Annotated in this window: 13 protein-coding genes; 5 read left to right on the forward strand and 8 right to left on the reverse strand. The window is 60.7% G+C overall.

The window, feature by feature from the left end; genetic code table 11:
* Positions 1 to 96 precede the first annotated feature (96 nt).
* Positions 97 to 1,029, forward strand: coding sequence for a DMT family transporter (locus PspS34_RS06980; protein WP_150813374.1), 933 nt, complete (start codon positions 97 to 99; stop codon positions 1,027 to 1,029).
* Here PspS34_RS06980 and PspS34_RS06985 read toward each other — a convergent pair.
* Positions 974 to 2,155, reverse strand: a complete 1,182-nt coding sequence (locus PspS34_RS06985) for an MFS transporter (RefSeq protein WP_154860784.1) — start codon at positions 2,153 to 2,155, stop codon at positions 974 to 976. The genes PspS34_RS06980 and PspS34_RS06985 overlap by 56 nt on opposite strands.
* Before the next feature lie 104 nt (positions 2,156 to 2,259).
* On the opposite strand from PspS34_RS06985, the gene PspS34_RS06990 reads away from it, so the two are divergent.
* Entirely contained in the window at positions 2,260 to 3,153 is an 894-nt protein-coding gene (locus PspS34_RS06990) for a LysR family transcriptional regulator (RefSeq protein WP_150813376.1), read from the forward strand.
* Positions 3,154 to 3,288: 135 nt separating this feature from the next.
* The gene (locus PspS34_RS28775; protein WP_007972508.1) at positions 3,289 to 3,417 is read left to right on the forward strand and encodes a PA1414 family protein; all 129 of its coding nucleotides are present in this window, start codon (positions 3,289 to 3,291) and stop codon (positions 3,415 to 3,417) included.
* Between the two features lie 87 nt (positions 3,418 to 3,504).
* On the opposite strand, the gene PspS34_RS06995 is transcribed toward PspS34_RS28775, so the two are convergent.
* The 6 genes from PspS34_RS06995 to speB all read right to left on the reverse strand — a co-directional run bounded on the left by PspS34_RS06995 (position 3,505) and on the right by speB (position 9,121).
* Positions 3,505 to 3,756, reverse strand: coding sequence for a phosphopantetheine-binding protein (locus tag PspS34_RS06995; RefSeq protein WP_150813377.1), 252 nt, complete (start codon positions 3,754 to 3,756; stop codon positions 3,505 to 3,507).
* 70 nt (positions 3,757 to 3,826) lie between these two features.
* On the reverse strand, positions 3,827 to 4,552 hold the full coding sequence (locus PspS34_RS07000; RefSeq protein ID WP_150813378.1) for an MBL fold metallo-hydrolase: 726 nt from the start codon (positions 4,550 to 4,552) through the stop codon (positions 3,827 to 3,829).
* An 84-nt stretch (positions 4,553 to 4,636) separates the two neighbouring features.
* Positions 4,637 to 6,016: a sodium:solute symporter gene (locus PspS34_RS07005; protein ID WP_150813379.1), complete on the reverse strand. Its 1,380-nt coding sequence runs from the start codon at positions 6,014 to 6,016 to the stop codon at positions 4,637 to 4,639.
* Between the two features lie 155 nt (positions 6,017 to 6,171).
* Positions 6,172 to 7,683 (reverse strand): cytosine permease, encoded by a 1,512-nt coding sequence (locus tag PspS34_RS07010; RefSeq protein WP_150813380.1) that lies wholly within the window; start codon positions 7,681 to 7,683, stop codon positions 6,172 to 6,174.
* Positions 7,684 to 7,738: 55 nt separating this feature from the next.
* Entirely contained in the window at positions 7,739 to 8,161 is a 423-nt protein-coding gene (locus tag PspS34_RS07015) for a nuclear transport factor 2 family protein (RefSeq protein WP_057715957.1), read from the reverse strand.
* 9 nt (positions 8,162 to 8,170) lie between these two features.
* Positions 8,171 to 9,121 carry an agmatinase gene (gene speB, locus PspS34_RS07020; RefSeq protein ID WP_007984912.1) on the reverse strand — a complete coding sequence of 317 codons (951 nt, stop codon included), beginning with the start codon at positions 9,119 to 9,121 and terminating at the stop codon, positions 8,171 to 8,173.
* 351 nt (positions 9,122 to 9,472) lie between these two features.
* Between speB and PspS34_RS07025 the strand changes: the two genes are divergently transcribed.
* Positions 9,473 to 10,366, forward strand: a complete 894-nt coding sequence (locus PspS34_RS07025; protein ID WP_007972518.1) for a LysR family transcriptional regulator — start codon at positions 9,473 to 9,475, stop codon at positions 10,364 to 10,366.
* Positions 10,367 to 10,371: 5 nt separating this feature from the next.
* The gene (locus PspS34_RS07030; RefSeq protein WP_159389533.1) at positions 10,372 to 10,968 is read left to right on the forward strand and encodes a DTW domain-containing protein; all 597 of its coding nucleotides are present in this window, start codon (positions 10,372 to 10,374) and stop codon (positions 10,966 to 10,968) included.
* A 119-nt stretch (positions 10,969 to 11,087) separates the two neighbouring features.
* Here the strand turns inward: PspS34_RS07030 and PspS34_RS07035 are convergent, their stop codons facing one another.
* Positions 11,088 to 12,443, reverse strand: coding sequence for an HlyD family type I secretion periplasmic adaptor subunit (locus PspS34_RS07035; protein ID WP_154860782.1), 1,356 nt, complete (start codon positions 12,441 to 12,443; stop codon positions 11,088 to 11,090).
* Position 12,444: the final 1 nt, after the last annotated feature.

The raw sequence follows: 12,444 nt of genomic DNA on the forward strand, positions 1-12,444 counted from the left end.
TTCTTCGCCCCGGTGTTTTCTTTTCAACGAGAAGGCCGGGGTTTTGTTTTTTTTCTGCCGAGTCTTTGCCATGGATTGTGTCTTCGAGGTGTTCCGGTGAGCGCCACCCGGCGCAGCGCCGACGGGTTTGCCCTGCAAGTGATGGTCGGGTTGTGCCTGATCTGGGGCGTGCAGCAGGTGATGATCAAGTGGGCAGCGACCGATATCGCGCCGGTGATGCAGGCGGCCGGACGTTCCGGTATGTCGGCGTTGCTGGTCGGGCTGCTGATCTGCTGGAAGGGCGGCTGGAGCCAGGTGGGTACGACCTGGCGCGGCGGTCTGTTGGCCGGTGCCTTGTTCGGCCTGGAGTTCTTCTTCATTTCCGAAGGCCTGCAACTGACCACGGCGGCGCACATGTCGGTGTTCCTTTACACCGCGCCGATCTTCACCGCCTTGGGGGTGCACTGGTTGCTGCCCAGTGAGCGATTGCGGCCCTTGCAATGGCTGGGGATTGTCCTGGCGTTTATCGGGATTGCCATCGCGTTTGCCGGCGGGGTGTCCTGGGACAACCTTGATTACCGCATGTTGATGGGCGATGCCTTGGGTGTGCTGGCGGGTGCCGCCTGGGGCGCGACCACGGTGGTGGTGCGCGCCTCGCGCCTGTCGGAAGCACCGGTGACCCTGACGCTGTTCTATCAGTTGATTGTCGGCTTCTTCGGCTTGTTGTTGATTGCGCTGCTCAGCGGCCAGATCACCCATGTCAGCCTGACCCATGTGGCGGTGGCCAGTGTGCTGTTTCAGGGCGTGGTCGTGTCGTTCTTCAGTTACCTGGTCTGGTTCTGGCTACTGCGCCGTTACCTGGCGGCCAACCTTGCGGTGTTTTCGTTCATGACGCCGTTGTTCGGCGTCACCTTCGGTGTGGTACTGCTCGGCGAGGAACTGAGCCTGAACTTCGTCATCGGTGCCGTGCTGGTATTGGCGGGCATCACTTTTGTCAGCGCCGAGCAGTGGTTGCGCCGTCGTTTGCGCAAAGCCCTCGGGCAGCATTGACCGGCGCGAGCAATAGACCGCCGGCGATCAACAAGCCGCAGCCGGCGACCACCAGTGCCGGCTGTAAACCGCCACTGAAATGACTACTCAGCGCCGCCAGCAATGGCCCGCTGAGCTGGCCCACGGCAAAGCAGGCTGTCAACAGGCCGGCATTGCGCTGGGTGGCATGGGGTGCCAGTTCCCGGGAGCGTTGCATCACCAGTTGCATGCAGGCCAGGAACAGCGTGCCGCACAGGATCACGCCCAACGCCAGGCCTGGACCATTGCCCAGCAGGCAGGCGAACACGCCAGCGGCTTGCAGCCATAACGTCGCCATCAGCCAGTGACCCGTGGCGCCAGGTTTTTGCCGACGCAGACTCACCAGCACCACACCGATTGCCGCCGCCAGGCCAAAGCATGGCCAGAACAGGTCAGCCTGCCATTGGCCATGGAATTGCGCGTTGGCCATTTGCGACAAAAAGGTCGCGGGAATGATGTAGCCCAATCCGTACAAGGCATAGATCCAGCCCAGGCGAGCGATGCCGTGATTGCCCGAGGCGCTGGCGCTGGGTGCAGCAGTCGCGGTGACACTCGGTTGTGGCAGGAACGGCAGGATCCCCAGCAGCATCGCCAGCCCCGTGACGGCGTACACCAGCCACAAGGTGGCGGAAGTCTGCCCCAGCAGATTCGAGCCCAGGGCCAACAGACCTGTCAGAAAAATCCCCAAACCGGGTCCGGCGAAGACCAGGGCTCCGAGCCGAGGACGACCAGCCGCTGCCGCGAGGGGTTGGCTCAGGGCGGTAATCATCACCAACACCCAGGCGCTGGCCACGCCGGTGCCGAAGCGCAGCAACAGGTACGACCAGAAACCATTGGCCCAGAACGACGCCAGGGTCAGCAGCACGCACAGCCACAATCCGCCGAACAAGCGTCGACGCACTTGTGCCGGACGCCGGGAAAACATGGCATCCACTGCACCGATGAAATAACCGAGGTAGTTGGCGGCGGCGATCAGCCCGGCGGCAGTCAGGTCGATCTGGCCTTCGCTGAGCAGGTGCGGCAGTTGTGGTGTCAGGGCAAAACGGCCGATGCCCATGGCCATCATCAGGGCAACGAAGCTGGCGGATAAGCGGATCAGGGGAGACATGGTCTGGAGTCCGTCTGGAGGATCAATGACCGTCAGGCTAGGACTGATTGACTTTCTTTAAAAATGAATAATAGTGAGTAACTTGTTCTTTTTTGGAGAATGTCGTGGAGTTCAGCCAATTGCGCATCTTCCAGGCGGTGGCAGAGGAAGGATCCATAACCCGTGCCGCCGAACGGCTACATCGAGTTCCGTCGAACCTGTCGACCCGGCTCAAACAGCTGGAAGAGCAATTGGGTGTCGAACTGTTCCTGCGCGAACGTCAGCGCTTGCAGTTGTCGCCTGCGGGAAAAGTCCTGCTGGACTACACCGCCAGGCTGTTTGCCTTGCGCGACGAAGCCAGCGCGGCGGTGCAGGGCGGGCAACCGGCGGGAGACTTCGTGCTCGGCACCATGTACAGCACGGCGGCGATTCACCTTCCGGGGCTATTGGCGCATTACCACCGTTTGTATCCGGCGGTGAACCTGCAAGTACAATCCGGCCCCAGCGGTGAACTGCTCGAAGGCCTGCTCACCGGTCGACTCGATGCGGCGCTGGTGGATGGCCCCCTGGAACTGGCCGGACTCGACGGGGTGCCCTTGTGCGACGAGCGCCTGGTGCTGATCAGCGAGGCCGACCATCCGCCCGTGCGCAGCGCGCTGGATGTGCAAGGTCGCTCGGTGTTCACCTTTCGCCAGGGCTGCTCCTACCGCATGCGCCTGGAAGCCTGGTTCGCCCATGATCATGCGGCCATGGGCCGGGCGATGGAGATCGAGTCCTATCCGGGAATGTTGGCGTGTGTAATTGCCGGTTCCGGTGTGGCGCTGATGTCGGAGTCGATGCTCGCCAGTCTGCCGGGCCGTGAGAGTGTGGCCGTACATCCTTTGGCCGAACCGTTCGCCAGTGCTACCACCTGGCTGATGTGGCGCAAGGGCATGGTCGGGGCCAACCTGAATGCCTGGATCGAGCAGCAACAGGTGGTTTTTCCACAGGCACATGTACGGGCGCAGGACATTGCCTGAACGCAGACTGATTTTGATGGATTCAGTAACAGATCATTGTGACTTTGAGCGAGCATTGCGTAGGACTTCGGACTATTATCTGTACGAAGGGGCTACAGTACTTTGGCCGCTCGGCACTACCCTGAAGGGGGCATCATGAAAGAGAAAATCCAAAACTGGCTGCATGACTTGGGCGTTGCTCTCGGTTTGATCGAGCCGCCTCTGCAACCCGTGCCTGTTCGTACTGACGACGAACAACGTCGGCGCCAGCAGCGGCGCCGGTAATGGCAGATAACATCTGACAGGTGAAAGGTTTTCCCGTGGCGAGGGAGCAAGCTCCCTTGCCGCTTCGTGTACGTTTGATTACCAGACTTAGTACCGCCCGATCTCCAGCAAGAACCGGCTTAAATCATTCACCGTCCTGGCGGTCTTGAGCATCCGGTCTTCTTCCGCGGTAAACGCCGTGACACCCAGTTCATCTTCCAGATGGAAGATCAGTTCTTCGATATCTTTTTTATCCAATCCCAACTGCGCCAGGCTGGCGTTGTCGTCGAAGTCATCCCGGCCTTCCAGCAGGCGACTGATGTAGCGATGTACGACAGCACGAAGGGCAGCTTCTTTCATGATCGTTCTTCGACGAGGTGGGTGCAGTTCTCCCTGCCGATGCAGTTCCTGCCGTTGAGTACAGCAGGCTTTAGCCGTGTGAGCGCTGCCATTGGTCGATCATGCTACGCAAATGCTCCCCGGAAAAACTGCCGAAGTGCCCGCCATGCACCGTGCGGATCGATAGCGTGCGCAAACGTTGCAGGCTGCGGGCGTAGTCATCGAGATTGGAGTGGTAGGCGTCTTCGATTAGCGGGCCGTCGTAGATGATGTCACCGCTGAACAAGGTCTCTGTGGCGGCTTCGTACAGGCAGATGCCACCGGGCGAGTGTCCCGGTGTGTGCACGACCTGCAACACCCGATTGCCCAGGTCCAGCACATCGCCATCTTCGACAAACCCCGTGGCCGGTGCGGCCTTGACCCGGTATTCGGCGTAGCACAGCGGGCAATCGGGGTGCGCCTCGAACATGTCGTCGCCGACAAAGGCTTTGCTCAGGTCGTTGTTGCCATCGGGTGCCGCGAGAATGTCCGCCTCGGCCGGATGCACCAGCCGTTCAGCGAACTCGTGATGACCGGCGATGTGATCGAAATGGCAGTGGCTGGCAACAGCCACCAGCGGCCGTTCGGTGATCCACGGCAGTTGCTCGCGCAGGCTGACCAGGCCCGAGCCGCTGTCCAGCAGCAGGTCTTTGTCACGTCCCTGGATGTGCCAGAGGTTGCAGCGGTAGAAGGGGCGGATGTACGGCTCGTGGATCAGGCGGATGCCGTCACTGAGCGGTTTCACCTCGAACCACTGGTCACGAGAAACAATCTTCATGAACGTTTTCTCCAGGCGAAAAAAAACGAGTGTGGCAACCGACGCCACACTCGTCGAAGAAAGCATCAAGTCGTTATGTTCAGCTTAGGCAGTGCTGGCCACTGCTGCCGTGCGGCGGGACATCAAGCTCACCACCACGAAACTCACCAGGCCTACACCGAGGCTGTAGTAGATCGGGGTGTTGGCGTCCAGACCGTCCTTGAACATGAACAGCAGCGCGGTGGCGAAGCCCATGCCCATGCTGGCGATAGCGCCGGCGGTGGTAGCGCGCTTCCAGAAAATCGCACCCATCAGCGGGATCAGCATGCCGCCTACCAACAGGTTGTAGGCCAGGGTCAGGGCGCTGATCACGTCGTTCACGATCAGAGCGATGCCCAGTACCACGATGCCGGTCAACAGGGTGAACAGGCGGTTGATCGCCAGGCTCGACTGTTTACCGCCACGCAGTTTCGGCAGCAGGTCTTCGGTCAGGGTGGTGGCGGCGGCCAGCAGGCCGGCGCTGGCGGTGGACATCATGGCGGCCAGTGCGGCAGCGATCACCAGGCCACGGATACCGTCCGGCAGGGACAGTTTCACGATCGCAGCGAAGGCGTTGTTGACGTTGTCGAGATCCGGGATCAGCACGTGTGCAGCCATGCCGATCAGGGCGCAGGCCAGGCCGTAGAGGATGCAGTAGATACCGGCAGCGGTACCGGCAACCTGAGCCACTTTGGCGGTCTTGACGGTGAACACCCGTTGCCAGATGTCCTGACCGATCAGGATGCCGAAGAAGTAGATCATGAAGTAGGTGATGATGGTGTCCCAGCCGATGGTGGTGAAGCTGAAGCTCGCCGCCGGCAGTTTCATTACCAACTCATCCCAACCGCCAACGCGGTACAGGCAGATCGGCAACAGGATGAACATCAGGCCGACAGTCTTGATCACGAACTGAACGATGTCGGTCAGGGTCAGGGACCACATGCCACCAATGGCCGAGTAGATCACCACGACGCCGCCGCCGAGCAGGACCGAGATCCAGAACGGCAGGCCAAACAGCACTTGCAGCACGGTGCCGATCGCCAGGATCGAGGTCACGCCGATCATCAGCGCGTAGGCCAGCATGATCACCGCGCTCGCGGAGCGGGCCATCGGGTTGTAGCGTTTTTCCAGGACCTGGGTAACGGTGTAGATCTTCAGTTTCAGCAGCGGTTTGGCGAGGAACAGGTTCAGCGCCACGATCCCGCAACCCAGGGCCGCACACAGCCAGAAACCGGAGATGCCATGCACGTAGCCCAGACGCACGGTGCCCACGGTGGACGCACCGCCCAGGACGGTGGCAGCCATGGTGCCCATGTACAGGCTTGGGCCGAGGTTACGACCGGCGACCAAAAAGTCTTCGTTGGTCTTGGCCTTGCGCATGCCGTAGTAGCCGAGTATCAGCATCGCGGCGGCATAGATGAGTACGACGAATAAATCCAAAGCCATTGTGGCGTGTCTCCGATTGTCTTTTTTATGTGAGGCTGAAAATCAATCCCTTGTGGGAGCGGCTTGCTCGCGAAGACGGCGGCACATTCAACATTGATGTGACTGACCGATCGCTTTCGCGAGCAAGCCCGCTCCCACAGGGGGAACGCGTTGAATCAGGCGACTTGACGCATCGCCGGTTTAGCGAGCGAATCCGTGCTCTTGCTGCGAGGGTCGTTCGGACCGAACACGGCGCTCGATTCCGGGAACAGGCTCAGCAGAACCAGGTACACCAACGAGGCCAGGCCCAGGGTCACCGGCAGGCTGATGTCGATACCACCGGCCATTTCGCCCAGCGGCCCGACAAACTGACCCGGCAGGTTCACGAAGCACAGGCCAACGGCCGCGCTCGGGATCCAGGCACCCAGGCCTCGCCAGTTCCAGCCGTGGGTGAACCAGTAGCGGCCACCTTTCTCGCCGCGGGTGAACACTTGCAGGTCATCCGGGCAGTAGAAGCCGCGACGCACCAGCAGGCCGATGATCATGATCACCATCCACGGGGTGGTGCAGGTGATGATCAGCACGGCGAAGGTCGACACGCTCTGTACCAGGTTGGCCGCGAAGCGCCCGATGAAGATGAAGGCAATCGACATCACACCGATCAGCAGCGTGGCCTTGACCCGCGACAGCACCCGAGGGAACACGCTGGACATGTCCAGGCCGGTGCCGTACAGCGAAGTGGTGCCAGTGGACATGCCGCCGATGACCGCGATCAGGCACACCGGCAGGAAGAACCAGCTCGGCGATACCGCCAGCAGGCCGCCGACGTAGTTGTTGGCCGCGATGTAGTCCGGTGCCTTGACCGCTACGATAGTGGCGGTGACGAGGCCGAACAGGAACGGAATCAGCGTGGCGAGTTGCGCGGCAATCACCGACACCATGATCCGGCCTTTGGGCGTATCACGAGGGATGTAGCGCGACCAGTCACCGAGGAACGCACCGAAGGAGATCGGGTTGCTCATGGCCACCAATGCTGCCCCGATGAACGCAGCCCAGAATCCGGCCTGGCCCATGGCTACGGTGCCGGCGTACTGACTGTCGAATGCAGGGGCGAAAGCGAAAACGCCCAGCAGGAACAGCAGGCTGGCCGCCCACACCGCAATGCGGTTGACCCACAGCATGAAGCGGAAACCATAGATGCACACGGTCAATACCAGCAGCGCGAACAGACCGTAGGCCAGGCCCAGGGTCAGATCGGTTTCCGGTAGATCGATCAGGCGTTTGGCACCGCCCACCAGTGCATCGCCCGAACTCCAGACGGAGAGCGAGAAAAACGCGATAGCGGTCAGCAGCGACAGGAACGAACCGACGATTCGCCCGTGCACGCCGAAGTGCGCACCGGAAGAGACGGCGTTGTTGGTGCCGTTGATGGGTCCGAACAGGCCCATCGGCGCCAGGATCAGCGCACCGAGTACCACGCCCAGCACAATCGCCCAGACGCCAGCCTGAAAGGACAGGCCGAACAGCACCGGGAAACTGCCGAGCACGGCGGTGGCAAAGGTGTTGGCGCCGCCGAAGATCAGGCGAAACAGATCGCTGGGCTTGGCGTCACGCTCATTGTCCGGGATCTGTTCGACCCCGTTTGTTTCGATGCTGCTAAGGCTTTTTTCGTTGTTTTTGTTATTCATGATCAGCTCCGATCATAAAGGCGCGCTCATCGTGCGTGAGCGTCACCTGTGTTGGCTAAGGGGGTGGCAGCCCTTCCGGCATCGCGGATAAATGTTCGTGGCAGGCCAGCCATAGGCCTTGTTGTTCTTGGCCAGACGCTTGTTTCTTGAAAACAATCGTCTCGCGCTCCTGGCTGAAGTGTTGCTCCCCTTGCATGCGCAACTCGGTGGCCACGTCATGGATGAAAATCGCCACGTCACCCTGCAGGCTGACGAAAGCGTTGCTTGAAGTGCACGAGAGCACCTCGAAGCCATCCTCAGAGCGCCAGCCGTCCCACATCGCCTGATAGGCGTCGCGCGACAGCAGGGGCTGTTCGAGGGTGTAGAAGACGAAGCTGGCATCGGCGCTGAACGCGCCGAAGTAGGCTTCGCGATCGTTACGGGCAAAAGCGGACACCAGATCGGCGGCGGCCTTGAGAACCTGATCACGTTCGCTCATGACCGATCCTCAGCGGTGGACTACGCCAGGCAGTACGCAGAGCATTTCGTACAGCAGGTTGGCGGCCAGCAGCGAGGTGTTGCCGGTGGTGTCGTAAGCGGGCGAGACTTCTACCAGATCGCAACCGACCAGGTCGAGGCCTTGGCAGCCACGAACGATCTCGATCGCCTGAATGGTCGTCAGACCGCCGATTTCCGGGGTACCGGTACCAGGTGCCCAGGCCGGGTCGATGCCGTCGATGTCGAAGCTCAGGTAAACAGGACCGCCGCCGACTTTTTCGCGGACTTCAGCCATCAAGGGCTCCAGCGATTTGTGCCAGCACTCTTCAGCCTGAACCACACGGAAGCCCTGGTTGCGGCTCCAGTTGAAGTCGTCAGCGGTGTAGCCCTGGGCGCGCAGGCCGATCTGCACGACACGGTCCGGGTCCAGCAGGCCTTCTTCAACGGCGCGACGGAAGGTGGTGCCGTGGGCGATTTTCTCGCCGAACATGTGATCGTTCACATCGGCGTGGGCATCGATGTGCACCAGGCCGACCTTGCCGTGCTTTTTATGGATGGCACGCAGGATCGGCAGGGTGATGGTGTGGTCGCCGCCCAGGGTCAGCGGGATCACGTCGTGTTCGAGGATGTTGTCGTAGGACTCTTCAATGATCCGTACGGCATCCAGCAGGTTGAAGGTGTTGATCGCGATGTCGCCAATGTCGGCAACCGACAGCGAGTCGAACGGCGCAGCACCGGTGGCCATGTTGTACGGGCGAATCATTACCGATTCAGCGCGGATTTCGCGAGGCCCGAAGCGGGTGCCGGGGCGCAGGGAGGTACCGATGTCCAGGGGCACGCCTACGAAGGCAGCGTCCAGGCCGGCAGCGGTATTCAAATGGGGGAGTCGCATCATGGTGGCGATGCCGCCGAAGCGCGGCATTTCGTTGCCGCCCAGTGGTTGGTGAAGAATCTTGTCCACGGGTAGGGCCTCATCGTCGTTGTTTTATTTATGTTGGTTGCGCCGTTCACGGAAGGGACGGGCGCACCTTGTGGCGCCGATTCTGCGAAATGTAGTGGCCGGGAAGAATCGCTACGGGCAAATACTTAGTTCAGATTTTTCTAAACTAATGGAAGTGGCGGCGTTAGACTTCACCCCATACGCAAAACCCAATGCCGGGAACAAACCTGGTGGGGGCGAGCTTGCTCGCGATAGCGGTGGGTCAGTCAACATTGATGTTGGCTGTTACGCCCTCATCGCGAGCAAGCTCGCTCCCACAAGGATTTGCATTGAATCGAGCATTGCGCGTCACCCCGAGATCGGAGCATTTCCATGGCCAACGCTTTACCCGACCTGAAACTATTGCGCATCTTCGTCAGCGTGGTGCGCCATCAGGGGTTCGCCAACGCCCAGCAGGAGCTCAATCTCTCGACGTCGGCCATCAGCACCTACATGAGCCAGCTCGAAGCAGCCCTTGGCCTGGTGCTGTGCCATCGCGGCCGTGGCGGTTTCAGCCTGACCAGCAAGGGCGAGCTGTTCCATCAGGAAACCCTGCGTCTGTTGGGCGAACTCGAAGGCTTCGAGCAGTACGCCGCCGCCCTCAAGGGCGAGTTGCGCGGTACCTTGAACCTGGGGGTGATCGACTCCACCGTCAGCGACAAGGCCCTGCCGTTCGCCGAAGCCATCGGCGCCTACAGCCAGGAACACCCGGCCGTGCACTTGCACCTGTCGGTGATGAGCCCTTACGAATTGCAACTCGGCGTGCAGGACAACCGTCTCGACCTGGCTATCGGTGCGTTTTCCACGCGCATGAGCGGCCTGGTGTACATGCCGCTGTACCGTGAACAACACTGGTTGTATTGCAGCACGCGGCATCCGCTGTTCAACGAGCGGCGCATTCCCGAGCAAGTCATCACCCAGCAGCGCATGGTCGGTCGTGGTTATTGGAGCCAGGCCGAACTGGCGCGCCACGGTTTCAAGCACAGTGCCGCGACGGTAGAAAGTATGGAGGCCCAGTTGATCCTGGTGCTGTCCGGCGCCTACATCGGTTACCTGCCGGAGCACTACGCCCAGGCCTGGGCCGACAAGGGTGACTTGCGGGTGCTGCTGCCGGCTACCTTCGGTTATCAAGCGCCGTTCTCGATGATCGTGCGGCGGGGCCGTAGCCGCGAGCCGCTGATCCAGACGTTCCGCGACTTGCTTAAAGCTCAACTGAATCAGGCGTAGAGACGATGTCCAGAATTCAATGTCAGCGTTGTCTGCGCCCGCAAACTCATTGCCTTTGCCCGCTGATTCCCAGCCTCGACAGCCGCACCCGGGTACTGTTGTTGCAGCATCCGAACGAAGTGAATCATGCGTTGAACACCGCGCGTCTGGCGGCGCTTGGGTTGAAGAATGCCGAGTTGATCGTCGGCGAGGTGTTTGAGGATTTGCCAGCGCTGTTGAATCAGCCGGGGTATCGGGCGCGGTTGCTGTTTCCCGGCGAAGATGCCCAACCGATGCAGGCTTGTGCCGCGACAGACGAACCCTTGCTGCTGGTGGTCCCGGACGGTACCTGGCGCAAGGCACGCAAGATGCTGCACCTCAATCCGCTGCTGGCGGCGTTGCCAAGGGTGACGCTGGCGGAGGGCGGTGTGTCCCGCTATCGGTTGCGCAAGGCACCGGGACCGGGGGCGTTGTCGACGGTGGAGGCGATTGTGCAGGCGCTGGAAACCCTCGAAGCGCCGACTTCGTTTGCGCCGTTGTTGAAGCCATTCGAAGCGTTGATCGAGGGGCAGATTGCGGCGATGGGGGAGGAGGTTTTTCAGCGTAACCATGGGCCGAAGTAGGCGTCGTCAATGACGGCCCCTTCGCGAGCAAGCCCGCTCCCACAGGTTCAGCGTGATCCGTGTGGGAGCGGGCTTGCTCGCGAAGACGGCAGAACAGTCACAGAAATTTCCAACCAGTTCTACCTTTCCCGCATCGCCTCGGTCCGCGCTTTAAGCACTGGTTTAAGCAGATAATCCAGCACCGTTTTCTCCCCGGTAATAATGTCCACCGTCGCCACCATCCCCGGGATGATCAGCAGTGGTTTCACATCCCCGCCCAAATGGTTTTTGTCGGTTCGCACCTGAATCAGATAGAAGCTGTTGCCCTTATCGTCGGTGATGGTGTCAGCGCCGATCAACTCCAGCTTGGCGCTCAGGCCGCCGTAAATGGTGTAGTCGTAGGCACTGAACTTGACCATGGCTTTCTGGCCCGGATGCAGGAATGCAACGTCCTGTGGCCGTACCTTGGCCTCGATCAGCAGGTTGTCTTCCAGCGGCACGATTTCCACCATGTCACTGCCGGGCTGGACCACGCCGCCGATGGTGTTGACCTTCAACACCTTGATGATGCCGTGCACTGGCGAGACCACGGTGGTGCGGGTCACGCGGTCGTCGATGGCGATGCTCGAGGCCGTGATTTTCGACAGGTCAGTGCGTTTCTCGTTCAGCTCTTTGGCGGCTTCCGAGCGGAAGGTTTGCTCCGACTCGTCGATCTTGCTTTTGATTTCGTTGATCGCCGATTCCGCCCGGGGAATCGCCAGTGTGGTGGCGTTCAATGAGCCGCGAATCTCCACTGCGCTGCGTTTGAGCCGCAGGATTTCCACCGGTGACACCGCCCCCGTGCCCACCAGCGGCGCGGACATGTTCATCTCTTGTTGCAACAACGCCAGGCTTGAACTGAATTGGCCCTGTTTCGAGCGGAACTCCGCTAACTCCTGGGTTTTTTGCCGAAGTTGTTCGCTCAGGGTGCGCTGCTCGCTGGCCAGTCGCCGTTGTCGTTGCTCGTACAACGAACGCTCGTCTTCAGCCACTTGCGGGGCTTTGGCGATCACTTCTTCCGACAGCTTGAACGGCCGGCCTTCGGCTTCGGCCGAAAGCCGTTCGACCTGCGCGGTCAAGGCAAAGCGATCGGCTTCGCTTTCGCCCTTGTTCGACAGGTAGCGGGTGTCATCCAGGCGCAGCAAGGTGTCGCCCTTTTTCACCATCTGTCCTTCACGGACGAAAATTTCAGTGACGATGCCGCCCTCCAGGTTCTGGATCACCTGGACCTTGCTTGACGGAATCGCCTTGCCTTCGCCCATGGTCACTTCCTGCAACACGGCGAATTTGGCCCAGACCAGTGCACTGACCAACAGCGCGGCCGCCAGCCACACGGTGATCCGCGACCAGCGCGGTGAGTCCTGCAAGGAGGCGCCGGCGGTTTCCGGCATGTACTCGGTTTCGGCACTTTTGTTGAAACTGTCGAAGTAGCTACGGGAACCTTGATCGGCAGACATG

The organism is Pseudomonas sp. S34 (genome assembly GCF_009866745.1).
In the GTDB taxonomy this organism is placed as follows: domain Bacteria; phylum Pseudomonadota; class Gammaproteobacteria; order Pseudomonadales; family Pseudomonadaceae; genus Aquipseudomonas; species Aquipseudomonas jessenii.